The 26,308-nt window shown below is 59.1% G+C and carries 15 protein-coding genes and 10 pseudogenes; 16 read left to right on the top strand and 9 right to left on the bottom strand.

Annotated elements, in window-relative coordinates; translation table 11 throughout:
* Window positions 1–867 precede the first annotated feature (867 nt).
* From JN280_RS34500 to JN280_RS34490, 3 genes and pseudogenes are all read right to left on the bottom strand, one after another.
* Window positions 868–1,110, bottom strand: a pseudogene (locus JN280_RS34500) (helix-turn-helix domain-containing protein); the annotation flags it as partial.
* Between the two features lie 593 nt (window positions 1,111–1,703).
* Window positions 1,704–2,456, bottom strand: coding sequence for a hypothetical protein (locus JN280_RS34495; protein WP_244742512.1), 753 nt, complete (start codon window positions 2,454–2,456; stop codon window positions 1,704–1,706).
* 349 nt (window positions 2,457–2,805) lie between these two features.
* A pseudogene (locus JN280_RS34490) lies at window positions 2,806–3,358 on the bottom strand (ISAs1 family transposase).
* A 506-nt stretch (window positions 3,359–3,864) separates the two neighbouring features.
* On the opposite strand from JN280_RS34490, the gene JN280_RS34485 reads away from it, so the two are divergent.
* From JN280_RS34485 to JN280_RS34465, 5 genes are all read left to right on the top strand, one after another.
* Window positions 3,865–5,562, top strand: a complete 1,698-nt coding sequence (locus JN280_RS34485) for a GMC family oxidoreductase (RefSeq protein WP_202308754.1) — start codon at window positions 3,865–3,867, stop codon at window positions 5,560–5,562.
* 534 nt (window positions 5,563–6,096) lie between these two features.
* The gene (locus JN280_RS34480; protein WP_202308753.1) at window positions 6,097–7,029 is read left to right on the top strand and encodes an isopenicillin N synthase family dioxygenase; all 933 of its coding nucleotides are present in this window, start codon (window positions 6,097–6,099) and stop codon (window positions 7,027–7,029) included.
* Between the two features lie 207 nt (window positions 7,030–7,236).
* Entirely contained in the window at window positions 7,237–8,058 is an 822-nt protein-coding gene (gene ehuB / locus JN280_RS34475; protein WP_342216140.1) for an ectoine/hydroxyectoine ABC transporter substrate-binding protein EhuB, read from the top strand.
* Window positions 8,059–8,149: 91 nt separating this feature from the next.
* Window positions 8,150–8,752, top strand: coding sequence for an ectoine/hydroxyectoine ABC transporter permease subunit EhuC (gene ehuC / locus JN280_RS34470; RefSeq protein WP_244742505.1), 603 nt, complete (start codon window positions 8,150–8,152; stop codon window positions 8,750–8,752).
* A 39-nt stretch (window positions 8,753–8,791) separates the two neighbouring features.
* A complete protein-coding gene (locus tag JN280_RS34465; RefSeq protein ID WP_244742502.1) occupies window positions 8,792–9,115 on the top strand; it encodes an ABC transporter permease subunit in 324 nt (107 codons plus the stop codon).
* On the opposite strand, the pseudogene JN280_RS34460 reads toward JN280_RS34465, so the two are convergent.
* Window positions 9,050–9,256 (bottom strand): annotated as a pseudogene (locus JN280_RS34460) (sigma factor-like helix-turn-helix DNA-binding protein); the annotation flags it as partial. The gene JN280_RS34465 and the pseudogene JN280_RS34460 overlap by 66 nt on opposite strands.
* Before the next feature lie 238 nt (window positions 9,257–9,494).
* Between JN280_RS34460 and JN280_RS34455 the strand changes: the two are divergent.
* The 3 genes from JN280_RS34455 to JN280_RS40065 are packed head-to-tail and all read left to right on the top strand — an operon-like array spanning window position 9,495 to window position 10,931.
* Window positions 9,495–10,589 (top strand): IS5 family transposase, encoded by a 1,095-nt coding sequence (locus JN280_RS34455; RefSeq protein ID WP_202308717.1) that lies wholly within the window; start codon window positions 9,495–9,497, stop codon window positions 10,587–10,589.
* Window positions 10,586–10,798, top strand: a complete 213-nt coding sequence (locus JN280_RS39770; protein WP_244742480.1) for a hypothetical protein — start codon at window positions 10,586–10,588, stop codon at window positions 10,796–10,798. Before JN280_RS34455 ends, JN280_RS39770 begins: the two co-directional genes overlap by 4 nt.
* Window position 10,799: 1 nt before the next feature.
* Window positions 10,800–10,931 carry a hypothetical protein gene (locus JN280_RS40065; protein WP_274609048.1) on the top strand — a complete coding sequence of 44 codons (132 nt, stop codon included), beginning with the start codon at window positions 10,800–10,802 and terminating at the stop codon, window positions 10,929–10,931.
* Window positions 10,932–11,005: 74 nt separating this feature from the next.
* On the opposite strand, the gene doeA is transcribed toward JN280_RS40065, so the two are convergent.
* Together doeA and JN280_RS34440 are read right to left on the bottom strand one after the other, a co-directional pair.
* Window positions 11,006–12,187, bottom strand: a complete 1,182-nt coding sequence (gene doeA, locus JN280_RS34445; RefSeq protein ID WP_202308752.1) for an ectoine hydrolase DoeA — start codon at window positions 12,185–12,187, stop codon at window positions 11,006–11,008.
* The gene (locus JN280_RS34440; protein ID WP_244742499.1) at window positions 12,153–12,941 is read right to left on the bottom strand and encodes a hypothetical protein; all 789 of its coding nucleotides are present in this window, start codon (window positions 12,939–12,941) and stop codon (window positions 12,153–12,155) included. The genes doeA and JN280_RS34440 overlap by 35 nt, the downstream gene beginning before the upstream one ends.
* Before the next feature lie 792 nt (window positions 12,942–13,733).
* On the opposite strand from JN280_RS34440, the gene JN280_RS34435 reads away from it, so the two are divergent.
* On the top strand, window positions 13,734–14,741 hold the full coding sequence (locus JN280_RS34435) for an ornithine cyclodeaminase family protein (RefSeq protein WP_202308751.1): 1,008 nt from the start codon (window positions 13,734–13,736) through the stop codon (window positions 14,739–14,741).
* Between the two features lie 274 nt (window positions 14,742–15,015).
* Window positions 15,016–16,017: a dipeptidase gene (locus JN280_RS34430; protein WP_202308750.1), complete on the top strand. Its 1,002-nt coding sequence runs from the start codon at window positions 15,016–15,018 to the stop codon at window positions 16,015–16,017.
* Between the two features lie 145 nt (window positions 16,018–16,162).
* Here the strand turns inward: JN280_RS34430 and JN280_RS34425 are convergent.
* Window positions 16,163–16,891, bottom strand: a pseudogene (locus JN280_RS34425) (IS5 family transposase); the annotation flags it as partial.
* A gap of 237 nt (window positions 16,892–17,128) precedes the next feature.
* Here JN280_RS34425 and JN280_RS34420 point away from each other — a divergent pair.
* Together JN280_RS34420 and JN280_RS40425 are read left to right on the top strand one after the other, a co-directional pair.
* Window positions 17,129–17,655 (top strand): annotated as a pseudogene (locus JN280_RS34420) (ATPase, T2SS/T4P/T4SS family); the annotation flags it as partial.
* A gap of 162 nt (window positions 17,656–17,817) precedes the next feature.
* Window positions 17,818–18,977 (top strand): annotated as a pseudogene (locus tag JN280_RS40425) (IS256 family transposase).
* Between the two features lie 25 nt (window positions 18,978–19,002).
* On the opposite strand, the pseudogene JN280_RS34410 reads toward JN280_RS40425, so the two are convergent.
* Window positions 19,003–20,218, bottom strand: a pseudogene (locus tag JN280_RS34410) (IS110 family transposase).
* A 255-nt stretch (window positions 20,219–20,473) separates the two neighbouring features.
* Here JN280_RS34410 and JN280_RS34405 point away from each other — a divergent pair.
* The 3 genes and pseudogenes from JN280_RS34405 to JN280_RS34400 all read left to right on the top strand — a co-directional run.
* Window positions 20,474–20,674 (top strand): annotated as a pseudogene (locus JN280_RS34405) (transposase); the annotation flags it as partial.
* 47 nt (window positions 20,675–20,721) lie between these two features.
* Window positions 20,722–20,936 (top strand): annotated as a pseudogene (locus tag JN280_RS39760) (IS110 family transposase); the annotation flags it as partial.
* 930 nt (window positions 20,937–21,866) lie between these two features.
* A complete protein-coding gene (locus JN280_RS34400; RefSeq protein WP_202308749.1) occupies window positions 21,867–23,192 on the top strand; it encodes an NAD(P)/FAD-dependent oxidoreductase in 1,326 nt (441 codons plus the stop codon).
* Between the two features lie 181 nt (window positions 23,193–23,373).
* On the opposite strand, the pseudogene JN280_RS34395 reads toward JN280_RS34400, so the two are convergent.
* Window positions 23,374–23,863: pseudogene (locus JN280_RS34395) on the bottom strand (transposase); the annotation flags it as partial.
* 390 nt (window positions 23,864–24,253) lie between these two features.
* Between JN280_RS34395 and JN280_RS34390 the strand changes: the two are divergent.
* Window positions 24,254–26,305, top strand: coding sequence for a hydantoinase/oxoprolinase family protein (locus tag JN280_RS34390; RefSeq protein ID WP_202308748.1), 2,052 nt, complete (start codon window positions 24,254–24,256; stop codon window positions 26,303–26,305).
* The last annotated feature ends 3 nt before the right edge of the window (window positions 26,306–26,308 follow it).

Here is a 26,308-nt window from a genome sequence, read left to right as displayed (position 1 = left end):
GCTGTTGCCAACTGCGACTGTTGCGGGCAAAGCGCGATACCTCCCGCGCCACAACCGCCTCAACCTCCCGAGACAGACTGCGGCGACCATACGATCGAAGCAGCTCACGCGATTCCGCCAGGGGCAGAGCGGCCGAGATCGTTATCAACCGTCTCGATGCAAAACCAGCCGAGCGCCAGGCGACGGCGCGTTGCATACTGCAGGGCGCTCCAGTTGGTTGGGCCGGAATCTTCTCATTCATCAGGGCGCGCCACCTCCCGTTGAACGGTGCGCTCGGCTGCTCACGATTGCGCAGACGCCGATGGGCCGAGGACTCCAGCACATAAAGGATCGCCTTGCGCAACGTGGTCGAAGTTCAGGCGCACCGTCAGCTTTGTCCGCATCAGGCGCGTCTCTTCGGGCAGCGCCTGCGATGGCCGCATCCGCGCGGTCTTCGCATCGTGCGGTTTGAGATCGAACTGATATGGCGTGGGCTGGCGGCATAGACCTCTGCCCGATACGCGAGGCCTTGATGCTGTGCCCGAATCCTATTCGGCCGTTCCGTCCTGCAGAAGCGTCGCCAAGACGCCAATGTACTGGGGGGCAGTTGCGCCATGCGGTTCAGACCGCGCCTGCAGCGCAAAACCTCCCGGTCAGCCGTCTCGATCACCTCATGAATGTGAACACAACCCGGCCCGAGGATGCCATGGACGAAAAACTCGCGTTCCCCACGTCCTCTGGGCGTTGTCTCGTTGTGTTGTTCAGCACTGCGAGGCCGCAGTCGTGGCTCGACTATGAGACCCCGGCAGCCATAACGGGATTATTGGCGCAACTGGCTTCGTGCAATTCGGGTTGGGGGCTCAGCGGCCTTACGGAAAGACCGAGACTCTAATCATCGCCGGAGGACAGTTCAGTGGCGGTCACCGCTTCCTCCAGTTCAATAATCCCGAGGCTTACCGCCTTGATAGCAGCGACCGTTCTGCTGCCCGTGTCCAATTTCCGCATTACGTTTTTTATATGAAAATTCACAGTGTTTTCGGACCTGTTAAGTATTCGTCCTATCTCCCAGGACGATTTCCCTCTGGCTGCCCAGAGTATGCACTCTATTTCCCTTGCGGAAAGCACGGGAACTTCTTCGATCTGGGAGCGTTCCATAGCTTCTTCTCCGCAGCCGTTTGCACCGACTATTGTGAACGGCGCACAAAGCTGCGGCTAAGACTCGGCGCGCCGTCTTGGCAGGTCGGCGTTAAGGTTCTAGCACGGAGGACGGTTATCTGAACGTGAAATTGCTATTTATTATATTACACAACTTCAAAATAGTGAAACATCTTATGTGGATAGTTGTGAATGGGATTTCCCGAAAGTCGGTCCGACTCGGTTGATAAGGGGCTTCGCTCCTGGTCCGCCTGCCAATCCGATGGGAGGACGAACATCTCGCGGGCAATCCTTTCGAATTGCGTTGGTAAAATCTAACCTCAGTTCCCGGTCCCTCGTCGCTTGAAGAGGCGGTCCCCTCGTCGCGTATATGTCGCGTCCGAGGCTTTCTTGGAATCTGCCGGATGCCAATGGCCAATGCGGTCTCGACCAGCATGCTACGCAGGACCAGCAGCGTCGCCGGAATGGCGGCAGCTCACGGATGTTAGAGGCTCTCGAATATGTAGTATTTGGAAACCTCCATTCACCGGGCCGAGGAGACCTCATACTTCATCTGATTCCGGCTCAGATCAGTCTTGCGATACTGTCCATGATCGAGAGTCGGCTGTCGCCACAGTACTCTCACCGGGCGCCCGCAGTGATGAAGCAAGAAGCGTCTTCAACAGTTCGTCTCGCGTCAACCAAATGAGCCAATCGTCGTCATCTATCCCGTGCGCAGGCAAGTGCAGGACTGATCCGTGCGGCTCGCAATGAAGATAGCCGTAGCGATCGACTACGCCTTTTTCGATGTGCCAGCCGGCAACCAGCGCGTAAATGAAGTCCGGCGCCCAGTTAGCCCAAGCCAGTCCGAATGCAATGTGACCGATAAAGGTAGAGAGTCCGCGGCCTCTGAAGTCCTCGCGCAACCAGATGTCGCCATGATACGCGACCAGCCCGGTTATGCTGCGCGCAGTCGGCGCATCGCAGCGAGACGAGGAGCCGGGCCCGACTTTGAGGTTAGGATCCGCGAACCAGGCTCTGAGCGACCCAAGGTGCTCAGCAAGGTCTGTGTTGGATAGATGATCTAAACGCAGTGCCTGGACATGCGCTACTCTCCCTTCCCGATCCCGCCCTACGATCCAAAAGGCCTTTCCAGGCGGAAGATCAGAACAGTCGGAGCGGAAGCTTGGATACGTCGGTGACTTGCCGGGAAGCCTGCTGGTGATCCCAACATACGCCTCAAAATCGTCGCCCATCGTAATGTGAAGGCCCATCTTGCGCCCGAACTCGTCTGCCGCACAGATGCACCTCGCAAGCTCTAGGGTCGTGACTTTGCTCTGCATGTCGATGCACCCTAATCAGCGCGCTGAACACACCATGGCTTCTAGAGTTTGCGGCAAAGCACCGATACTACGGCATCTGGTAGTTGATGCGTCCGCTTATAGGCGGGAGTGACTTTTAGCATGAGGAACAGCAAGCGCACGGAACATAGGGAGATCCGCTCCGGGATCGTCGCTCGTCCGAGCGTCACGCCGTGAAGGCGGGGCGCCGATGGGGGGTGAAGCAGCGCGCCGGCGCGAGCTGGAAGAAGATCGGCCAGGTCGCATCGGTGCGGTGACTGCAAGATAGTCAGGGCCTCGAATCCAGTTTAACGGCGTAGTTCGCCGAGATTACGGCGAGGTAGTCAGTGCTCTAGCCGGCCTTTTTGCGTCTGAGTTTGGTGGAGTGCCTGTCTCTGACGGCTCTGACAAGGTTGAGAGCGAAATGCCGCACCATGGCCATATTGAGTGCGCCGTGGCCTTTTCTGAGACGCGACTGGTCGTCGTTGAAGACGACGTCGAGGGTCCAGTGCAGAGCATTCTCGACCAGCCAGTGGCCGTGCACGGCATGAGCGGCCCGTTCGGCCGTCAGCTCGGCGGAGGCTGCGCCGTGACGTCTTGCCGGCAATGGCGACGAAGTCCGGCTTGTCGGGTCATGTCTGTCGCACCCATGAGGTGAAGGCGGCCGAGAACAGGCCGGGATCGATGCGGTTCATCAGCGTGGCCAGCCAGCGCCCGCCCGGCACGCCGTGATGATAGGGCAAGTAGCGGCGCAGGAAGTCGAGACGCGCCGCGCCCCAATCGGCAATCAGATCATAGTCGTCGCAGATCGTGCCGCAGACAACCAGAAGCAGGATTTCCGGCAGCAGATGCGCCATCCCCCATGGCTCTCGCGGGTCTTCGATCGCGGCGAAATGCTCCAGCAGCGCCTAAGGATTTGAGCAGCCTCACTTTAGAGGGTGGCAATCGTAATGGCAGGGGCTCCGAATCATCGAAGCCCCATGGAATCAGATCAACCGCAATCCCTAAAGTGCGCTAACCCGAGTTCGTAGCCCTGGCGAGATAGCGGCTAAACTTGACGAAATCGCTGCGTCATAGGCAATAGTTGCGGAACCGCTGGGTTCTTGATCGTGCGTCGGCGTTGAGGGCTCGCCGCGCTCTTCGGCAATTTCCCTATCTGAGTTTAACGCAATTACGATCTCTCAGAAAGGAGGCCCCTACGCGACTCGGTCATCACGCAGCCATCTCGACATTGATTCCGCTTTCCATCCTAGCTGATTCTCGGCCTCTCACCAACTACTAGGGTGTAGTCTGGATTTCCCGGGGAACCATCAGGTATTTTGCTGCCTGACGAGTGATCCTCTGCTGGGGAGCGCCAATAGCGCCTTTTATCCCTTCGTCTGAGCATCATACCGATGGTGGGAGGCTTGTGTTGGTTTTCGACTATATCGTGATCGGTGGCGGTTCCTCTGGATCTGTCATGGCGAGCAGGCTCTCCGCTGATGGACATCGCGTGCTGCTCGTCGAGGCTGGCCCCGATACGCCCCCGAATGCCGTCCCTGACGACATCCTGGACGGCAATCCAACACGTGCTTACTTCAATCCTGACTATCAATGGCCTTCACTCGACGCGACCACGGTTCGGGATGGCCGCAAGCCCATCCGTTACGAGCAGGCCCGGGTCATGGGCGGCGGCTCTAGCATCAATGCTCAGGTGGCCAACCGCGGTAGCCCCGAAGACTACGATAACTGGGCCTCAAGCGGTGCAACAGGCTGGAGTTGGGAAGAGGTCCTGCCGTACTTCCGCCGCCTCGAATGCGATCTCGATTTTGGCGGCGAATTTCACGGCAAGGCTGGTCCCCTGCCAATAAGACGTGTGCGGCAATCAGATTGGTCCGGCTTTATCCGAGCGGTGTCGAGAGCGTATGACAATGAGGGAATTCATTTCAGGCCGGACTTCAATGGTGCATTTGGTGACGGCTACTCCGTCGTTCCCTTAACCAACCGAAACGGCCACCGCGTGTCCGCTGCGATGGCCTACTTGTCCGAGAGCGTCCGCTCTCGACCCAATTTGACAATCTTGCCGGAAACGACGGTCGTGCGTCTAGCCTTCTCAGGGCGCGCCATCACGGGGGTCGAGACGGAAAACAACTTCGGCCAGCAGTTGTATCGCGCTTCGACCGTGATCCTCTGCGCTGGAGCCATCCACTCGCCCACCATATTAATGCGCTCCGGGGTCGGCCCGGCCGAGCAACTGACAAAGCTCGGTATTCCGGTTGTTGCAGATGTAAGCGGTGTGGGCCAGAACCTTCAAGAACATCCAGGGATTGCCGTTTCTGCCTATTTGAAACCGAGCGATCGCATGGCGCCCGATGTTAGCGGCCACATTCAGATGCACGCCCGTTACTCGTCGGGCCACAATGGGTGCCCGTCGACGGACATGGCAATATCGGGGGTTGCCAAGTCGGCATGGCATCCGCTAGGCGAGCGCCTCGGCTCCCTTTATTTGTGGGTCAACCGAGCTTATTCGACAGGGGCGATCGTGCTCAAGGATCGCTCTCATGCCGTAGAGCCGCAGGTAGATTTCAACTGGTTGAGTGACAAGCGGGACGCCGAGCGACTGAAGCAGGGATTCTGTTTCATGGCCCGCCTACTGAAGCAGGATTCACTGTCAGTGGTCGCGCTCGACCCGTTCCCGTCAGCTTGGAATGCACGAGCGAAGCAGGTCAGCAAGGTAAATCGGATTAATTACGGGCTCACCTCGGTGCTTGCTTTGCTCATGGACAGTTCTCCACGCTTGCGCCGCGCCCTCATTAGGCATGTCATAACCGATGGTCACAGCATTTCAGATCTGATCAACAACGAGGAGCATCTCGATCGATTTGTCCGACAGAATGTGACCGGCAACTGGCATCCGACCTCGAGCTGCAAGATAGGGCCAGCCTCCGACCCTGCTGCGGTGACTGATCCGTCGGGCCGGGTTCGTGGCGTTTCGGGCTTGAGGATTGCCGATGCTTCGGTGATGCCGTTCTGCCCCCGCGCCAATACAAACATTCCAACGATCATGGCGGCTGAGAAGATAGCTGACGCAATTTTGAAAGAAGACCGGGAATCGTCAGCGAAAAGGTGATCAAAAAAACTTGTTGTGGCCGGATTCATCTTTCGCCAAGCCGATCCAGGTTTATGAGCTGTAAAATGCCAGACAATTCCCGAAGAGGTAACTTGCCGTCGCTTCCACTCACACGCGTTTGGCAATTCCGTCTCTATCAACATGCATACTAATGCTTGCTGTTGCGCATTGCCAACGCACTGGAGCGTGGCGGTCGTGGCGTCTGTATCGACATCACAAGGCCATACGGGCTGCGTGTACGCCGTCCACACCAAGTCCAGCGTGAAATTTGGGCAGATTTCCCCCATATCACGAACAGGCTTTCGCATTTGCAGGACTTCTTGAACTCGAGGGGATCATAACCTCGCCTGCTACGAATGTGAAAGGACGTTTAAATAAATTGTACAGTAATTTCGCATATTCTTAGTATATTTTGGGTTGCGCGGCCGGGTAATCTAGAGGATATTCACTGCGACAAATAATAGATCTATGTATGCAGGACAAGCTTTGGCTTAGGTAGCCCCACAAGGGCACAGCACCGACGGAGGAGCGACTATGACTTCGCTACCGCAAATCTCATTGGCGAAACTGTCATCCGATGCAACGCGACGTGAAGAGCAACAGCGATTACGCACGGCGTGCGAGGAGTACGGGTTCTTCTACCTTATCGAGCACGGAATCCCGAAGGAGCAGATCGCGGAAGCGATCGACGCTTCCCGGCGCTTCTTCGCGTTGCCACTGGCTACGAAGGAACGCTATGGTCACGCCTTTCAAAACGTCTACCCCACCACCGCCCGTGGATACAGTCCGTTGCACGGTGAAATGCTACATCCCGAGGCCGGGCCGGACCCAAAGGAAATGTTCGACCTCGGAATCGAGAATGAAAGCGACCGACGTCCATTTGCCGGACGCACACGCCTTCCGGATGATGCCTTGGCTCCTGGTTTCGCGCGTAGCCTGCTTGCCTTGCAGGCTACCGTGCTCAATGGGGTTGTGCCGCAGCTCGGGAACGCGCTGGCCGACCTGCTCGATATGGAAAAGGGCTGGTTCGGACGCCATTTCAGCCCGCCGACGGTTCTGCAACGCGTGATTCGGTACCCGTCTACTGGCGGCGCGGCCGCTAAGCATACCGACAATGGCTTCTTCACGCTGCTGCTCCAAGAGGAACTCCCTACGCGCTCCTTGCAGGTGTGGTTCCACGGGCGTTGGATACCGGCACCGAGCCTCCCCGACAGTCTCGTGGTCAATCTGGGCGACATGCTTCAGGCCTTGAGCGATAACCGGTTCAAGAGTACGCCGCATCAGGTGGTGCACAGTGGTCCGGCCGAACGAATTTCCCTGCCCTTCTTTATCTATCCCGACATCGACGCTCGCCTGACTTCCCGGCTAGGTAATCACACCTTTGGTGTCGCGGAAATGATGCTCCGCAACTACGAGTCAATATGGGAAAAGGGGAATGGCGCCGGGCGCGCGCGAGAGTTGCAGTAGGTGTTCGGCTTTTTGAAGCGCGAGCAAACTACGGCGACGATGTAGCACACGCCGACGTGATCCCCTAGAAGAACTCTCCGAGAAGCAATTCGTGCCGCCGACGTGTCTAACGCGGCGGCCTCTACGTGTTTAGATGGGGTATTCGGCTTTGCCCCACGCCTTGAACGGGTTGTTTTGAGGTGCTGCGCTTCGAGCTGATGATAAAACGTGGTCTGTGTGAACAGCCACAAGCATCAGGAAAGGAAGCGCAGAGCCTCGTTTGCCGGTTCGGCTTCGGCGCAGTCTCTGCTTGAGAAGATCAAGAACGGAGAAACGGTCCGGATCGGCTTCTCCAACGAGGTTCCCTGGGCCTATCCCGGCGAGAACAACGAGCCACTCGGCTTCGTCAATGCGATGACGATCGACATGCTGAAGAAGCTGGGCACGACCAAGGTTGAGCCGATCGTGACCGAATGGGGCTCGCTCATTCCCGGCCTGCAGGCCGGGCGCTTCGATGTCATCACGGGCGGCATGTACATCTTGCCGGAGCGCTGCTGCAACGTGCTGTTCGCCGAACCGATCGTCAAGGCCACCGACGCGCTGATTGTGCCGAAGGGCAATCCGGAAAACCTGCACTCCTATCAGGATGTACACGACAAGGGCCCCACCTTCGTCACCGGCGCAGGCTACAGCGAAATCGAGCTCATACACAAACTCGGCGTCCCCGATGACAAGATCATGCAGGTCGCCGGCCCGGCGGAAATCCTGCAGGCTGTGAAGGCCGACCGTGTCGCCGCGGGTTCTGGCGCTTACTTCACCATGAAGGAGTTCACTGACAAAGACGACAGCGTCGAGCTGGTCCCGATAGGTAACAGCTATTATTCGGGGCTCGCCTTCCTACCCAACCAGCAGGCGGAGGTCGACGCCTTCAATGCCGTGCTGAAAGACTATATCGGTTCGGACGAGATGATGGCGTCGGTCGGCAAATACGGCTACACTAAAGCCACCCTGTCAGACGGCACCACGGCAGCCGAGCTCTGCAAGCGTTGAAGCCAGGCCGGAAATTGCCATCCATACGCCTCACCGCCTCCGCGTCTCTGGCCGGAGAGCGCCCGGCGGGTGAAAGGCGCTCGGCTTCAGCGTGGCGGCGCTCGCCAAGGGCGTCATGGTCACCCTCGTCGTGACCCTCGCGGCATCTCTGGTGGCGGTCATCCTGGGGCTGATAGTCGGCCTGATCCGGATCTCGCCCCTTTGGCCGCTGCGCTGGTTCGGCGTCGTCTATATTGAATTCTTCCGCGGAACGTCGATGCTGGTGCAGGTCTACTGGTGGTTCTTCGTGCTGCCTATCTTCGGGGTCGCGTTGTCACCCTGGACCGTCGCAATCTTCGGCGTCGGCATGAATGTGTCCGGTTACGGCGCCGAGTTGGTCCGCGCCGCCATCCAGGGCGTCGACCGCGGCCAGTATGAAGCCAGCGTCGCGCTCAACTTGCCGCGGCTCACCGCGATGCGGCGTATCTTCCTGCCGCAGGCGATCCGCGCCATGCTGCCCGCTTGGGGCAACCTGCTGATCGATCTGCTTAAGAGTACCTCGCTCGTCTTCTTCATCACCATCACCGAGCTCACCCACCGCCTCCAAGCTGGCGGCCGACGCCACCGGCAACTACCTGCTGTTCTTCGCGGTGGCGCTGTTCGGCTATTATGTCATCGCGCGCGCCCTCATCACGCCCTTCGTGCGCTGGCTTGAACGCCGCTTCTCGCGCGGCTTCGTGCGGGAAGCGCAGGCATGAACATCTGGGACTGGTCCTACGTCTGGGAGGCGTTCCCGTATCTTTATCGGGGGGCGATTGTCACGATTAAGGCCACGCTGCTCGGCTTCGCGATTGCACTGGTGCTCGGCTTGGTCTTCGCGCTGATCCGCCAGTCACCGAACCGCTACGTCTCTACAGCTATGGCAGAGATCGTGGAGTTCATCCGCTCCACGCCGCTGTTGCTGCAGGTGTTCTTTGTCTATTTCGTCGGCCCGCAGTTCGGCATCGTCATCCCTGCCTGGACAGTTGGCATCGGCGTGCTGGGGATCCATTACGCCGGGCGGCAGAGGCCAGCATGACAGCCCGGCCTCCCGCGCCCGTAGCAAATAGGTCGATACTGTCGTCTTGCTGATCTTCAGCCCTTCCGACACTTCACGCACCGAAAGACCCTGCTCATGGGTCAGGCGCAAGATCGCTTGGATGATGACCGCGCAGCCGATGCACCTCTCTTTCGCTCATCCCAAGCCTCCCGCCCAATTGCGCAACAGGCTCTTCAAGCGTGAGCCCGCTCGCACTGTCTGCCTGGCCCACGTTGACTCGGGCCCGCCGTGACAAAGCTCCGAGAGCACTCTCATCGGCGGTTTGGGGAACGTGCCGTCCTAGCAGGCTGTTGAAAAAGGGCTCGCGACAGTCTCAGGTTCGTGATTCACTCTGACCACGAAGAGGTGGGAGTGAATCGTGCGGGGTGGTGACGGACAGACGGGCGAACTGTTCAGCTACGTGGACCTCGAGGCTCGGGTGCGGCGCGATCATCCGTTGCGCCGTATTCGGGCGATTGTGAATGAGGCGCTTTCGGCGTTGGAGCGGGAGTTTGCGGCGCTGTACTCGCCGATTGGGCGGCCGTCGATCCCACCGGAGAAGCTGCTGCGAGCGATGCTGCTGCAGGCGTTCTACTCGATCCGCTCGGAGCGGCTGTTGATGGAGCGGCTGGAATACGACCTTCTGTTCCGCTGGTTCGTCGGGATTGGCGTCGACGATGCGGCCTGGGATCATTCGGTGTTCTCCAAGAACCGTGACCGGCTGCTGGAGGGCGACATCGCTGCAAAGTTCCTGGCGGCGGTGCTGGCGCAACCCAAGGTGAAGAAGCTTCTGTCGACGGATCACTTCTCGGTCGACGGCACGCTGATCGAGGCCTGGGCGTCGATGAAGAGCGTCAAGCCGAAGGACGGCCCAAGCGGTGGTCATGGCGAGCCGCCGGCAGACGGCGGCGGACGCAATGCGGAAGCGGACTTCCACGGCGAGAGGCGATCGAACGAGACGCACGCCTCGACCACCGACCCCGACGCCAGGCTCTATCGCAAAGGGCGGGGCAAGGAGGCGAAGCTCTGCTTCATGGGGCATGGGCTGATGGAGAACCGCCATGGCCTTCTGGTCGACGCCTGCCTGACGTTTGCCGACGGGCATGCCGAGCGGGTGGCGGCCCTGCACATGATCGAACCGCGTGCGGACCGTCCGCAAACAATCACACTCGGTGCCGACAAGGCTTATGACGCGCAGGACTTCATCAATGAGCTGAAGGTGACGCCGCATGTGGCGCAGAACACCGGCGGCCGGAGTTCGGCGATCGACGGGCGCACGACGCGGCATAGCGGCTATGCTGTCAGTCAGCGTATTCGCAAGCGCATTGAAGAGGCGTTCGGATGGATCAAGACGGTCGCCGGACAGGCGAAGACGAAGTTGCGTGGCCGCGACCGCGTCGGATGGGCCTTCACTTTCAACGCCGCCGCCTACAATCTCGTGCGGTTGCCGAAGCTGCTGGCGGTGCCGACATGATCGCACCTGCCGGCTGTCAACTGATCGGCCGCTGGCGGATCATCGAAGCTGACCTGTGGGATCGCGGCTATCTCGACCTCGGCGGACCCGCCACGATCACCATTGGGGCCGACAACCACGGTGAGATCGCCTTTGGCGCCCTGCAAGCCGGCCCTCGATCTCGGGTACGGGCCCTCAATGGTCTTCTTCACATGGGCCGGCTTCGATGAGATGGACGAAGTCACTGGCGACGGCTCCGCAGAATTGCTCGACGACGGCTCGATCGGCATCACCTTCGCCTATCGCAACGGCGAAGAGGCTATCCTCAAGGCTAAACGTGATCCTTCTTCAACAGCCTGCTAGATCCGTATAGCTCGGTTGGTCTACTGTGGCTACAAGCGCTGAACACCCCCGCTCGGAACGGTTCGGTGCGGATACTAGTCTTTGACGAAAAGCTTCCTAGGTACCTTCGACAGGCACTCGTTCCCGTCAGGTGTGATGAGAACGGTCTCGGTTATTTCGAATCCCCAGTCGTCGTACCAGAAGCCAGTCATGAAGTGAAAGATCATGCCGGGCTCGAGCGCGGTCCTGTCGCCTCGCCGCAAGCTCATCGTGTGTTCACCCCAATCCGGAGGGTATGACAGCCCGACTGGATAGCCGGCTCGAGTAGTTTTCTCCAGTCCATATTTTTCAAGGACATCAAAGAAAGCTACGGCCCAGTCTTCACAAGTTGCGCCTGGCTTGGCAACCGCGAGGCCCGCTTCCATACCTTCGAGAGTGGCCTTCTCCGCATCCAAGAAATGCTGCGGCACCTTGCCCAGGCAGTAGGTCCGCGCGGTCGGAACATGGTAGCGCTTGTAGACACCCGCGATCTCGAAGTATGTTCCCTCGTTGTTACGGAGAGGCTGATCGTCCCATGTGAGATGGCACGCCGCTAAATCGGCGCCCGACGGAAGCATAGGTACGATGGACGGGTAGTCACCTCCAAACTCGCGGGTCCCCCGGATCGCAGCATCGTAAATGTCTGCAACAAGGTCACACTTGCGCATGCCCGGTTCCATCTTTCCCAAGATGCGCTCATGCATGAGGGTCACGATCTGTCCCGCCTTCCGCATGTACTCGAGTTCCTGCGGACTCTTGATCGCTCGCTGCCAGTTCACGAGCACCGTCGCATCAATGAATTTGGCATTGGGTAACCGTGAAACCAAAGTTTCAAAGGCGGTCGCGGACAGATAGTAATTGTCCTTCTCAAGGCCGATGACGCCCTTGTCGAGCTTGCGGTCGACAAGCACTTTGCAAAGATCTTTCATCGGATGACAAACAGGCGTCTGGACGTACTTGTCAGCATAACTGATGACGTTATCGTCCGAAAAATAAACCGTTCGCCCGGCGCCGTTCTCGTCCGAACACCGACCCCACCAGATCGGGTCACCCTCTGGGGGCACGATGACCGCTTGGTGATTATAGAAAGACCAACCATCATACCCCGTTAGCCAAGCCATGTTCGCCGGTTCGCTAAGGATGAGGATATCAATGCCGCGCCTCTGCATCTCAGAGCGCGTTTTGCCAAGCCGCGCTCGATATTCATCCAAGCTGAAATTCAATTTTGTGGCGACCATTTTTGGCTCCCATATAGGATTGGAGGGATTTAAACACGAGCGCGAAGCCCATACCGGGAATTTGGCGCCCGCAGTGATGAAGAAGCGTCTTCAACAGTTCGTCTCGCGTCAACCAAATGAGCCAATCGTCGTCATCTATCCCGTGCGCAGGCAAGTGCAGGACTGATCCGTGCGGCTCGCAATGAAGATAGCCGTAGCGATCGACTACGCCTTTTTCGATGTGCCAGCCGGCAACCAGCACGTAAATGAAGTCCGGCGCCCAGTTAGCCCAAGCCAGTCCGAATGCAATGTGACCGATAAAGGTAGAGAGTCCGCGGCCTCTGAAGTCCTCGCGCAACCAGATGTCGCCATGATACGCGACCAGCCCGGTTATGCTGCGCGCAGTCGGCGCATCGCAGCGAGACGAGGAGCCTGGTCCGACTTTGAGGTTAGGATCCGCGAACCAGGCTCTGAGCGACCCAAGGTGCTCAGCAAGGTCTGTGTTGGATAGATGATCTAAACGCAGTGCCTGGACATGCGCTACTCTCCCTTCCCGATCCCGCCCTACGATCCAAAAGGCCTTTCCAGGCGGAAGATCAGAACAGTCGGAGCGGAAGCTTGGATACGTCGGTGACTTGCCGGGAAGCCTGCTGGTGATCCCAACATACGCCTCAAAATCGTCGCCCATCGTAATGTGAAGGCCCATCTTGCGCCCGAACTCGTCTGCCGCACAGATGCACCTCGCAACCTCTAGGGTCGTGACTTTGCTCTGCATGTCGATGCACCCTAATCAGCGCGCTGAACACACCATGGCTTCTAGAGTTTGCGGCAAAGCACCGATACTACGGCATCTGGTAGTTGACGACATCTGGCCTGCTACCGGTTTTTCGGACGCCTTAGGCTAGCTGTTTGACGGAACTAGAGAGTGGAAACGCGGACGCTGGTCGGTTGATTGAACGAAGTCCGGCAGCTGCCGGCTCTCCCCGCCGCGCTATACCGTTCCTGCGGTTAGGGAGGATCGTTCGCGCAAACAGCCCATCTGCCGCTGCCGGACTTCGTTCTATCAACGCTTCGCCTGTTTCATCGCAATAGCGCCCCGGCACCCAGGTCTGCAGGTTGCCAATTCGCAATAGATCGCCCCTATGAACAAGGTGATTGCCACTATGGACAAGAAATTTTCAACCTTCGAGTGACGCAAGCATCGCGATATTCGAGCGCCTTGAGTCTGAGGTGCGTGGCTGCCGCTGCGACATAAGTTCCATCGAGTTGATCACGTCACGGTCTCGCCGCCTGCCCAGCTACTCGCCAGCTCTCTTTTCGTTGTATTTCAGCCTTGCAATAAAACATACAAATTGAATTAACAGAAACTTTGCAGCCGCCAATCGGGTACAATGCTATGTTCACTGCAAGATCTGACAAAAGACAGGGTTGAAAAAATGGTGCCAATTGTTAGGGCCCGACCCCAGAACAGGAGGCAACGAAGACCCGTTCCATAGCCGTACAGAAATGATTCGATGACACAGCCTTGCACTTAATGCGAGTCAAAGGCGCAGATGTTTTGCCCGAGATGTTTTCGGGCTACCATGATGAAAAGAAAGTACCAGCGATGTCAACAGATCTACTTTATCTGTCGAGTGCGGATATCCAAGACTTGCAAATTACCCCTACCGAGGCACGTGAGGCAGTTATTAGTGCCTTTCGTGACAACGCGGCTGGCCGCAATGTCGGCTTGCCGAAATCCATCATTACCATCGATCCGTATTCTTGGTTCATCTCGATGAGCTCTGCATCCGAGGGCGACAGCATCGCTGCGGTAAAATGGGTGGCGATTATTCCAGTCGAAGGGACTCAAACAAGGTCGTTAATTAACGGCTTGGTCTGTTTGAGCGATTACAACACGGGAGCGCCCATTGCAGTTCTCGATGGCAATTCGATCACGCTAATAAGGACAGCGGCGATGTCTGCGGCGGCAGCGATTTATCTCGCGCCTGAGACACCTGCAACGATTGGCTTGATCGGCTGCGGCCTGCAGGCCTTTAGCCATCTTGAAGCGTTTGTCGACCTGTTTCCGTCGCTACGCAAGATTTATCTCCTAAGTCGGAGCGTCCGCTCAGCTGAGAGAATTGCGACTGCTGCTTCCGAAAAACAGCTAGATCCGATTATTGCAACCGGTCCCGAGGAGCTGTTGAGTCAAAGCGAGATCGTGGTCTCCATGGTTCCGGGTTCGCCCGGATTGAAACCGTTTCTGGACGCCCGATCTCTACCGTCTTCTGCATTCGCCTCCGCCGTCGACGGAGGCAGAAGTTGGCGGCCGGAAACGTTCGCTGCTTTCGACCGACTCGTCACAGACAGCTTGGAGCAATATACATCACCACTTGGTGCATCAGGAACACTTGTTGATTCTGTAAAATTTGAGGATGATCTTGTCCATCTTGCTTCTGGCTCGTCGCGGCCACGTGCGCCAATGAGAGCCCTGTTCGGCTTCCAAGGTTTTGGGGTCGCCGATCTGGCTTTGGCAGGATTGGCGATCAGAAAAGCCCGCGCTTTAGGAGTAGGGGCGATTCTGCCGCGATGAGCACGGCGTTCAGGTGATTCCGCCCGCCGAAGACAGAAACAGCGGTGAGTCCTCGGTGAGCGCACCATGACGCGAACCGCCAGATAACGCCGTAGCTCGGCTATGACGGTGTCGTGTATGGGCACATGCCTCGACCTGCGGAACTTCGGGTTCCGAACCGTAAGGAAGGCTCCGTCGAGATCACTGCTGCGGCCACGGCAGGAGTTCAGCCAGCCGGTTAACTAGTCTAGTTTCCGTCCATAGTGTGCTGCAGCAAGCAGAAGGAGTGAATTCGATGGATGTGAGCCGGTTGAACGTAGATGACCTATTCCAAAACAGCATCATCTGGGATGCACATTGCGGGATCGACCCGCAGGTACCACCCGACATGAACTCGTTGGAACGCATCCGGAAGGCTGGATTTACATATGTCAGCACCAATGTTGGTTACGACGTGTTACCCTGGCAACAGGCATTTCCGGTGATCGGCGCCTATCGGCGTTGGCTAGGCGAAAACAGTGACAAATATACCCTCTTGTCCAACGTTGGCGACATTATCGCCGCCAAGCGAGACGGGAAGCTCGCGGTGTCCATGGATATTGAGGGCGTGTCCGCGCTAAATGGGACGACGGATCTTGTTGAGGTTTACCATCGGTTGGGCGTGCGCCAAATCAGCTTTGTTTACAATCTGGACAACGAGGGGGGTGGCGGCTGCCACGGCGAAAACACCGGACTAACTCCCTTTGGTCGCGATGTTATCAACGAGATGAACCGTGTTGGCATGCTTGTGGACGGATCTCATTGTAGCGCCAAAATGGCGATCGACATGGCCGAAGCCTCGTCCAAGCCGATTGTCATTAGTCACGCAAATAGCCGGGTGCTGCATGAGCATCCGCGGAATATTTGGGATGAACAAGCCATTGCCTGCGCCAATACGGGCGGCGTGATTGGCGTCACAGGAATTCGAATCTACCTGGCAAAAGCAGGCGACAATACGTCGGACCTCGATCTCCTCGCGCGCCACATCGATTATCTTTGTGAGCTGGTCGGCCCGCAACATGTGGGCATCGGAACCGACTTTGCAGAAATCACGAACGCGCTGGAATCTCGGTTCGACAACGCCAAAAACTACTGGCCGCCGGAACATTATCCAAGTGGATCTGACCTTGGCTTCATCGACATTGAAGTATTCCCGAAACTCACGGCCGCCTTGTCGGCTCGGAGCTTCTCGAACAAGGACATTAGCGGAATACTCGGTGGCAATTTCATGCGGGTCGCAGCGATGAACTGGGAGTAGCACGTTGGAATTCGACTGCCGTTGCCAGAGACTCTTATCGTAGACAATATATCTTGGATGTGTTGCAACGTTTTGATTACCGGCGCTATGGGCAAGCTTCCTTCGACATTTTCGGAGGATTAGAGTCAGTCCGGGGACTTAATGATTAATTACAAAGCCTTCTGACCATGAGGCGGATGGAGGCCAGCTTAAGGAAGGCGAGCGCCCTGGTGTTGAGGCACACCCAGTCCTTGGCGAGGCGGCGGCAGCGGCCAAGCCAAGCAAAAGTGCGCTCCACGACCCAGCGCCTGGGCAGGACGACAAAGCCCTTGGCTTGATCGGACCGCTTAACGATTTCGACATTGACTTGGGCGACCGTCTTCATCAGCCCCTTTTGGAACTCCGGCCCCTGATAGCCGCCATCGGCGTAGAGTTTGAGCAGGAAGGGATAGAGTCCGAAAAGCATTGCCATCACCACCACGCCGCCATCGCGGTCCTGAATGTGGCGGCATGAACGAGGGCGTGCATCAGGAGACCTTGGGTATCGACGAGAGTATGCCGCTTCTTGCCTTTGATCTTCTTGCCCGCATCGTAGCCATGCGGGTCGATCCGGCGCGCCCCTTTTCCGCGCTTTTCACGCTCTGGCTGTCGATGATGGATGCGGTGGGAGAAGCCTCACGCCCCGCCTGTTTCCGGCAGGTTACGGAGAGCGCGTGATGAATGCGGTCGAGCGTGCGGTCCCAGGTCCACAAGTCGAGTAGTCATAGACCGTCGAGCGCGGCGGCAGGTCCTTCGGGATTGCCCGCCACTGGCAGCCGGTCGACAGCACATACATCAGCCCGTTGACCACCTCGCGCATGTTCGTCCGCCGCTTGCCGCCGCCCCGCGCGTTCGGAAAGGTGGCCGTCGCCCTCGGCGGTTTGAACGACACCGAGCGCAAACTGATTAGCCATCTGCGTGCGTGTTTCAGTAAGTTCCGGACACCTTTTCCGCTAAGTCCCGGACACCGTTGGAGTGCACCCCTCGACTGAGACAAATAAATAGGGGACAGTTTCTGGATTGCAGGAACTGGAAATGGTTGGAAGAAAGCCGAGATTTAGCGGAATCGTTGTCCGGCTTTTGCGAAATGCGCAATCTGCGCGAGAATGCGATCTACGATTTCATCGACACCGCCATCCGCAGGCGGGTTTCGATTCTCATCAGCGACGGGACTTCTTCGGGAAAAACGACGTTCATCAACGCATGCCTGAACAGCATTGATCCGAAGGATCGCATCCTCACGCTGGAGGATACGCGCGAACTCTTCCCCCCACATGCGAACTCAGTCCATCTCCTGGCGTCCCCCGGCGATCAGGGGACGGCCAGTGTGACCATCCAGCACTTGCTTGAGGTTGCGCATGCGGCCTGACCGGATCTTCGTCGGCGAGATTCGCGGCGCGGAGGCTTTCTCGTTCCTGCGTGCGATCAATACGGGTCATCCGGGCTCGATGTCGACGGCCCATGCCGACACCCCGCTCGGCGCCTATGAGCAGTTGGCAATGATGATGCAGCAGGGCCGGCTACTCCGGGCTCGACCTGATGTCCTATATCCGCATGGTCTTGCCCGTAGTCATCCAGTTGCGCCGCGATGGCGGCAAGCGTGGCGTTTCCGAGATCTAATTCGCCCGGGCGGAAGAATGAGCGGGGGCTACAACGCCTCGTACCTGGCAGCGGTTCTGTCGATCGGGAGTGTGCTGAGAGTTCTGCAAATTCGCTGAGAGAGGGCGGTCATGGCACGCTGATGATGTTCAACGTCACCGATTCCCTGGAAGGAACGCCACCATGACCAAGACTGAAAGTAAGACCGCCAGCGCCGCCGTCAAAGACATTCTGCTTTCGGACCCGCAGGGTCTGCACGAAGTGATCCGTGCGGTGATGCAGGAGGTGCTCGAGGCCGAGATGGACGAGGCTGTGGGTGCTTCGAAAGGCGAGCGCACACCGGAGCGGCTCGGCTATCGCTCGGGCTATTATGGCCGCACTCCTGTCACCGTGTTGGCAAGCTTGAGCTGCGTGTTCCGCAGGACCGGGCCGGCCGCGGAAGAGCTTTGCGGTCATGCCTTCTCGGCCTCTTCTATCTCGGCCATCAACAAGCGCCTGGACGAGAGCCTGAAGGCCTTTGCCGAGCGCCCGCTTCAAGAGCCTTTTGCCTACCTTATCCTCGATGCTCGCTACGAAAAGGTGCGCGAAGCCGGCATCGTCATGAGCCAGGCGGTGCTGATCGCGGTCGGCATCGACTGGGACGGCCGGCGCCAGATCCTGGCCGTGGCGATGGCCAATCGCGCGAGCCGCTCGGCCTGGAGGGACTTCCTCGACGCCCAGAAGGCGCGCGGCCTCAGGGGCGTCGAATTGGTCGTGTCCGACGACCATGCCGGCCTGGTCGCGGCGATCGGCAACGCAGCCACGTGCACTTCCTCAGGAGCGCACTCGATCACCTGCCGACGAAGCACGGCGACGACTGCCTGCAGGAGCTACGCTGGCTCTATGACCGGCGCGATCTTGCCGAGGCCAAGGCCGATCTCGCCGCATGGCTTGCCAAATGGTCGGGCCGCTATCCGCGGCTGACGACGTGGGTGGAGGAGACCATCGAGTACACGCTGACCTTCTTCCGCCTGCCGCCCCAACACCACAAGCATCTGAAATCCACGGATGACATCGACAAGCGTGATTTCGGCTTTTTCGACTCCTGTGCGTTTCTTTGTTCGGCTTCAGGTGAGCTGTTTCTTCGCCCCGGCCTACAGGATTTCCCGTGCGAGCGTGTCGAGACGCCGTCAAGGCTGGCCGGTGCGATTGGCGGCACGGCCGGCTGCGGGGTTTCCAGGCCACGCCTTAACGGCGTCGAGCACGGCACTAGTCTGGAGCGGACCGAGGCGTCGGTCGTGCCGCCACATTCCTTATGCTATATTTGTCCGGCACGGACGACCACGTGGAAAAGAGTGGTGTAGGGGATGAGAGTGCCGCCACGCAGCCTTATAGTCGTTCCTCGTTTGTGGCGTCCGTGCGCCGCTTCGGCCCGCGTGGCCGCCAATGCCGAGCCATCAGCTCGTAGGCACGCTCGGCATTCTCGGCCGCGGCTTTCTCGCTGTTTCACAACTCCTTCACGTTGTAGGCGTAAGCCGAACCGCGGCGACCGACACCGCGCTCGCCCGGCGCGCCAGCCTTAAGAGCGAGTTGCCTCTGCTTTGCCGCGACCAGCGCCGGGCGAGCCCAGAAGTAGTCTTGCTCCTTTGTCAGCAGATGCCAGATCAAGACCGCGAGCTTGCGGGCGACCGCCACGGCTGCGACCTGGTGGCTACGCTTGTTGCGGATGCGTAGGAAGAAGGCCCTGAGTGGTCCGGGCGCCTTCGCCGCCGCCCAGGCGGCCTCGACCAGCATGGCGGGCATGGGAACGCCCATGTTTGCTGATCCGGCCATATTGCTCCAACCCAAGACCGGATTGGCGCACACGCGGATTGGGGCCGAAGTAGCTCACCAGCCTCTGGGGCTCGCGGAACCGCCGGATGTCGCCGACGGCGGCGATGATACCGCTCGCGACGATGGCATTGACGCCGGTGATCGTCTGAAGCCGCCGGACTTGCACATCATCAACCGCTTCCCGGGCGATGTCGCGATCGAGGTCAGCCAGATCCTCGGCCAGGCGATCGATCTCGCGGATGTGGCGGGCGATAGCGGTCCGCTCGTCGTCGGGAAGCACCTGCTGCTCGAGCCACGCGCGACCCCGACGGTTGAACACATCGGCATGCGGGCACTTCGGCACGAGGTGCGCCTGCAGGATGCCATGCACCTCGTTCTTCACGCGCGTGCGATGCCGCACGACCTGGTTGCACCGCGCGACGAGGCGGCGAAGCCGCTCAGTCCGCTCATCGGGAACCCAGACCTCCGGCAGAAAGCCGCTGGCATGGAGCTGCGCCAGAACGCCGGCATCGATCTTGTCGGTCTTGATGCTGGCATGGGCGATCGCCTTCACCTGCATCGGGTTCGCGACAATCACCCGGCCGACATAGGGCGACAGAACCCGCACCACCGCCATGGCGTTGCCCGTAGCCTCGACGACAATCTCATCCGTCCGTCGCAAACTGCGGCCGAACCCTTCCAGTCCCGAGCGGGTCATGTCGACCCGTCCGTGATGGCGCAGCCGACCATCTTCCCAAACCACCACCTCTGCAAAGGTGCGGTGGATGTCCATTCCAATCACACGTGGCTCCCTCCTCAAACAGTCGGGAGCGGCGGGCGACGCGACACCTACCGATCCGCGCTCTCGGCGCAACCGGGCAGGTCGCAGGGCGGCCAGCTACTAACGCGAGCTCGCAGCTCATCGAATTGATCGGCCTGCGCGCACTTGGCGTGCTCCCGGTGCCCCTGTCCCGGATGGTCGCACCATACGCCGAAAATCGCTCATCTCCAGCGGGGATCGGATGGCACCGTCATGATCATACCGGTTACCAACATGCTCGAACGTCTCAACGAGGAAATCCGCCGGCGCACCTATGTCTTGCGTATCTCCCCAAACGCCGAAAGCTGCCTGTGCCTGGTCAGGGCGTTGGCCGTCGAGACCAACGAAAACTGGATGGAGGCCAACCGCTACATCAACATGGACGACCTGCGCGAGCACAAGATGCTCGCTCTGTGCCAAGCCGCATGACCAGCACTATGGCCGCCCCTTTTTGCAGAACTTGACGCACACAACCTGTCGATCACAAGCAAGGCGTCTAAAAAACAGGCAATCCGCGGCTGAGAGGAACGATGGTGCAGATGGCCTGGCTGTGGCTGCGACCAGACCGGCCCTCAGCCAGTGGTTCAAGCAACGGGTCAAGCGCAACAGTGGGCGGCTGCGTAAGCCGCTGATCGTCGCCGTGGCACGTAAACTGCTGGTCGCACTGTGGCATTACGCGACCGCGTGCTGAGCCGCCGTATGCGGGATAAGGGGTGCAGTCGCCCCGGCGCGGCGACCCGTATGTGAGTTTCAACCGAGCGAGCCAGAAATGCTCGTATTGGAAACAGGCTCAACCTCGGATCCGTTACAATACGAGGAGATAATCCATGAAGCCGTAGCCGTACACAATCCGGTTGACCAGTGTTCGCCATGTGAGTGCCAAGGGCAGGCCTGTCGGGACAGGCTCGTCGCCCGGCAGCGCAAAAACGCGCCGGTGCCAAATGGTCGGTTACATGCGCCATCAGTGGAAGAACGCCGATTTCCTGCGTGCATTAGGGATGATTCGCGCAAAGCGGGCCATTTGACGCTGCTACATTTACTAAGCGGGCACTGATCGGTTGCGGTGTCAAGGACTGGCTAGAGCGAAAGTCTCAAAGCTGATCCGTGGCGCGATTTTGAAACTCGCATAGCAAGGGTACCGCCGCATGATCGCATGGATTCTCAGACAGTCGGCCTCAAGCCAGCCGTCGAGTTGGCCGAGCTTATCCGCACCAAGAAGATTTCGCCGCTCGAAAACACCTTCGCTTTCCGTGCATAGATCGCGAGGCGGATGACGACGGAAGATGCTTTGATGTGCTGTGAGCGAATTGGCCAATTGCACGACTTTCCTGCCCTAATCAAGGACTTGCAGGTACTAGACAAATGCCGAAGGAACACAGCAGCAAAATCTATGCTGGCAATCAGCCGCTGCCAGAGCGACGTGGATCTTGGAATTCGAACCACGGCCGTATGCCCCGATTACATCGCCACCGATATGGCTTAGCATTACCGATCGCGCCGATGCGCTGATGACCGATCCCGATGATCTCGCACGTACCGTCGGGATGCTCATCGATCTAGCCAATCATGCAAGCGTCGCGGAATCTTCCACCAATCGCCAGCTCGAGGAGTTCTACTGAGCATGCCCGGACCGTTCGTCGTCCCCGTTCATGGGGACATTGAATTGCCAAAGGATGTGGACTGCGTCGTCATCGGCGGCGGCATCGTCGGCGCGTCCTCCGCACTTGAACTTGCTGAAAGCGGTTTGCGGGTGGCTTTGTGCGAAAAGGGCGGGATAGGCCAAGAGCAGTCAAGTCGCAATTGGGGTTGGTTACGCATCTCTCGTCGGGATCCGCGCGAGATCCCGCTGATGGCGGAAGCCCTGCGCATCTGGGCGAGTCTCTCAACTCGAACGGGCCGAGATATTGGCTACACGCGCGCAGGTATTGTCTTCACTTGTACGAACGACAAGGAATACGAACAGTACGCAAGTTGGGGACGTCATTTAGAAGGCTATCAAATCGAGTCGCGAATGATCCGACCGACGCAACTGCGTGACCTCCTCCCCGGCTCCAATCTTGATGTCAAGGGAGCGCTATATACACCCGCCGACGGCCGCGCCGAGCCGCAGAAGGCCGCCCCGGCTATTGCCGAAGCCGCGCGCGAGCGCGGCGCCACCATTCTTACGGAGTGCGCAGTGCGCGGCGTAGAGACAACGAACGGCGCCGTCTCGGGCGTCGTCACCGAACGCGGCTTCATTGCCTGCAGGGCGGTCGTTCTCGCCGGAGGGGCTTGGTCGAACCTGTTTTGCGGAAGGCTTGGTCTCGATCTGCCGCAGTTGAACGTCATGAGCACGGTCCTTCGTACGACGTCGGTCGACAACGGACCGGAAGAGGCGGTGTGGGCAAGCAATTTCGCCCTGCGCAAGCGCCAAGATGGCGGATATACCCTCGCTTCCACCACCAGTGTTGTTGACATCGTCCCGAACTCCTTTCGTTACGCGCGCGACTTTCTCCCGGCCTTGTGGATGGGGTGGCGATCGCTGAATTTCCGTCTGGGAGGCCGTTTCGTCGAAGAGGCAAGAGTGCCAACTCGTTGGACAATGGATGAGGCCAGTCCCTTCGAATACTGCCGTGTGCTCGACCCCAAGCCGTCGAAGAAAAGCTGCGAGGTTGCCCTTTTGAACGCCCGCAAGGCATTTCCGGTTCTGGACAAGGCAGAGATCGCGCAGCGCTGGGCCGGCTATATCGACGTCACGCCCGACGCCATCCCCGTCATTTCCGCGGTCGATGCCGTCCCCGGCTTTCATGTCGCGACCGGGTTCTCGGGCCATGGCTTCGGTATCGCACCAGCGGCAGGCAAGCTGATGGCAGACATCGTCACCGGGCGCTCGCCGATCGTCGATCCGACGAACTTCAGATGGTCGCGGTTTTCAGACGGATCGAAGGTCACGCTGATGGGTGCATAGCCGTTCAACAAGAGGGCGGGGCGCGGCAAGGTGAAACCCTCCAAAAGGAGTTGCTCGAAGAGTTGAGCCAGGCGTTTCACGTCACAATGCGCGGCTTCAAGCACGAAATCTGGTGGTGCTTCTTGTGCCAGTCGGCGATCGACCCTTCCGGGTAGACCTCAAAGGTCTTATCGCCCCTTGACTCTAAATCTCCGACCAGAGCAGCCGCAGCAGGGCGAGCTTCCGCCTTCGGTCGGATCTGGTCGGCGACGGCGCGCCACTGCAGGGCTGGCGGCCTCAGCGTCTCCTGGGCGAAGGCGGTGGCGATGAAGGCCGAGACGACACCGCGGCCACTCTTGCCGGCATGGGCCAGCACGTTGCGGGCAAAATGCACCCTCCAGCGTTGCCGGGTGGCACACAGGACCTTGGAAACTGCCGCCTTGATTCACTCATGGGCGCGGAGATGACCAGCTTCACACAACGCAGCTGCGCCGGGTCAGCTTGCGCAGGAACTCCGTCCAAATCGCCTCGGCCTCCGAGGTGCCGACCTCCATGCCGAGCACCTCGCGCCGGCCGTCGGTTTTGACGCCGAGGGCCAAGATGACGGGGACCGAAATGACACGGCCACCGCGGCGCACCTTCAGCGAAGTCGCATCCACCCAAACGGACGGCCAGGCGCCTTCGATCGGGCGGGCCGAGGCGGCACGGGATTCGGCCTCCTGTTCAACATGAGCATCATCCAAGAGTCTCCGATGGAGCCCTGCTGCAAGAAGCAGGCCGCAGCGGCACCTGAATTGTCATTTATACGCTATGCACCTGTCTTCGATCCCGTTCAATCTCTCGAACCCTGGACGCCGTTGAACACCGTAGAGCAACAAACCTTCCATCTCACCTGCAGTCGTCACCATGGATGCGAGAAAAAACGCTGATTTGCGGCGTGTATAGGGCGCCAATCGCAGAAAGAGGCTTCTTTCTGCTGCTATACTCGCGAAATGGATACTGAGCGCCCGGTATCCAGGATGGGCTGCTTGAAGTCCCTTCGAGGCGCGATTTTGAAACCCTCATAGCAATAGGAAAAAATTATGCTAAGGATTGGGGTCGATATCGGTGGCACTTTCACCGATTTTGCCATTTGGCGTGATGAAGCCGACGGCTATCGGCAGATCGACGCGGAGAAGATTCCAACCTCACGTCCTCAATTTGCTCGTTCGGTAATCGAGGGACTGGACCGCATTGTCGAACGCCACGGCGTGGGGGAGGACGACCCTGTGCTGGTTGTACACGGCACTACGGTCGGCACGAACGCGGTCATCGAACGGTCGGAACCGCCAATCGCATTAATCACAACGCGGGGCTATCGGGACGTCCTCAATATTGCCCGGCTGCGCTTGGACAAGCCAACAGATCTGTTCAATCGCCGGACGAAGCCGCTGGTGCCCCGGCCGATGGTGTTTGAAGTGGATGAACGGCTGCGCGCCGACGGCAGTATTGAAACGCCATTGGATGCTGACTCCGTTGTCACGGCCATAGCCCAGGCAAGGGAACAGGGCGCCACCGCAGTTGGTGTCTGCCTTTTGCATAGTTACCGCAACCCAGTCCATGAGGCGCGGGTGCTAGAGATTGCCCGCGCTAGTTTCGCCGATCTTGACATTATGGCGTCGCACGAGATCTGGCCGCAGCAGTCGGAATATGAACGCGCGATGCTGACGCTGCTGAACGTGTACGTGAAGCGGGTAATGGCCGGCTATATCGGCGAGATCGACAGTTTCTTGCGTCGCCAGTTGCCGAATGCGCGTCTGCTGGTGACCAAATCGAATGGCGGCGTGATGTCGGCGGCCGAAGCCTGCCGCCTGCCGGTGCACACGTTGCTATCAGGTCCGGCGGCCGGCGTGACCGCAGCCCGCGCGCTTTCCGAATGGACCGAGAACGCCAACGTTCTGACGATGGACATGGGGGGCACGTCAACCGACGTGGCGCTTGTACAGTTGGGCCGCCCAACGTTGACCGCGCAGGCGGAGGTGGGGGATTTCCCGTTGCTCCTTCCCGTGACCGCGATCGAGGCGATGGGCGCTGGTGGCGGATCAATCGCGTGGCTGGACGGCAAGGTGCTGAAGGTGGGGCCGCGTAGCGCCGGTTCGAAGCCCGGTCCAGCCTGTTATGGCACCGGAGGCACCGCACCGACGCTGACTGATGCATATCTGCTGTGCAATTATCTTTCGCCGCGCGGCTTGTTAGGTGGGCGCTTGCCCCTGTCGCGCGAGCTGGCAGAGCAAGTGATGGCGCCCATCGCGGAAGCGGGCGGCAGCGACGCTATTGCTGCGGCGGAAAGCTGCATCGAGATCGCCACGAGCAATATGCTGGCTAAGGTGGTGCCTTTTCTGGCGCGCGCCGGCAGTGGTCCTGCCGACCTCACGCTGATGATCTTCGGTGGTGCAGGCGGTATCCATGGTCCGCTGCTTGCCGAAGAACTGGGAATCAAGCGCATTCTTGTGCCCCGTCTTTCTTCCGTCTTCTGTGCGTTTGGCTGTTTGGCGGCGGATCTGGTGCACGACGCAGTACGCAGCGTCGCTGGGATGGCTGTGGATTCTGATGCAATGGTGCGGGTCTTCGACGAACTGGCGGGGGAGGGGAAAAATTGGGTTGAGAATCAGGCGCCGCGGGGGCAGGTCGAGCAAATCGACGCACTGTACTTGGCCGAAGCGCGTTATGCGGCGCAGTCCTTTACCATTCCGGTAGACGTGACACATACTTTGCGTAGTGGCGCAGGCCTGGCTGGGTTTGCGGCCGCGTTCCATGCCGAACATGAAAAACTGTTCGGCTATGCCGATGTTGGCGCCCCCATAGCTGTCAATGAGCTGATGGTGAGGACCTTTGGCCGGCAGGCAAAACCTCATGCGATGGCGGACGCGAAAGCGCCGGCCCGTTCCGCAAGTCCCAAATCGCGCCGCGATTTGCGATTCCAACGGAGTTGGTGGCCGGATTGCCCCATATTTGCCCGCACTGATCTCGAAGAGGGCTGGGCGCAGTCAGGGCCAACTGTTATTGAGCACGATTTGGCGACTGTTTTGGTGCCGCCGGGCTTTCGGGCCGTGATCGGTGCGCTCGGCGATATCATGCTGACCAAAGAGGACTAAGCG

This window comes from Mesorhizobium sp. L-8-10 (genome assembly GCF_016756635.1).
Taxonomy (GTDB): Bacteria; Pseudomonadota; Alphaproteobacteria; order Rhizobiales; family Rhizobiaceae.
This window is presented reverse-complemented; position numbering and strand designations above follow the sequence as displayed.

Coding starts and splice junctions, on each gene's coding strand:
- JN280_RS34480 (WP_202308753.1), top strand. CDS start 6,097: ATGACTTCGCTACCGCAAATCTCATTGGCGAAACTGTCATCCGATGCA.
- JN280_RS39770 (WP_244742480.1), top strand. CDS start 10,586: ATGATCGCACCTGCCGGCTGTCAACTGATCGGCCGCTGGCGGATCATC.
- JN280_RS34390 (WP_202308748.1), top strand. CDS start 24,254: ATGCTAAGGATTGGGGTCGATATCGGTGGCACTTTCACCGATTTTGCC.
- JN280_RS34495 (WP_244742512.1), bottom strand. CDS start 2,456: ATGCAGAGCAAAGTCACGACCCTAGAGCTTGCGAGGTGCATCTGTGCG.
- JN280_RS34465 (WP_244742502.1), top strand. CDS start 8,792: ATGAACATCTGGGACTGGTCCTACGTCTGGGAGGCGTTCCCGTATCTT.
- JN280_RS34440 (WP_244742499.1), bottom strand. CDS start 12,941: ATGCAGAGCAAAGTCACGACCCTAGAGGTTGCGAGGTGCATCTGTGCG.
- JN280_RS34430 (WP_202308750.1), top strand. CDS start 15,016: ATGGATGTGAGCCGGTTGAACGTAGATGACCTATTCCAAAACAGCATC.
- doeA (WP_202308752.1), bottom strand. CDS start 12,187: ATGGTCGCCACAAAATTGAATTTCAGCTTGGATGAATATCGAGCGCGG.
- JN280_RS34400 (WP_202308749.1), top strand. CDS start 21,867: ATGCCCGGACCGTTCGTCGTCCCCGTTCATGGGGACATTGAATTGCCA.
- JN280_RS34435 (WP_202308751.1), top strand. CDS start 13,734: ATGTTTTCGGGCTACCATGATGAAAAGAAAGTACCAGCGATGTCAACA.
- JN280_RS40065 (WP_274609048.1), top strand. CDS start 10,800: ATGGACGAAGTCACTGGCGACGGCTCCGCAGAATTGCTCGACGACGGC.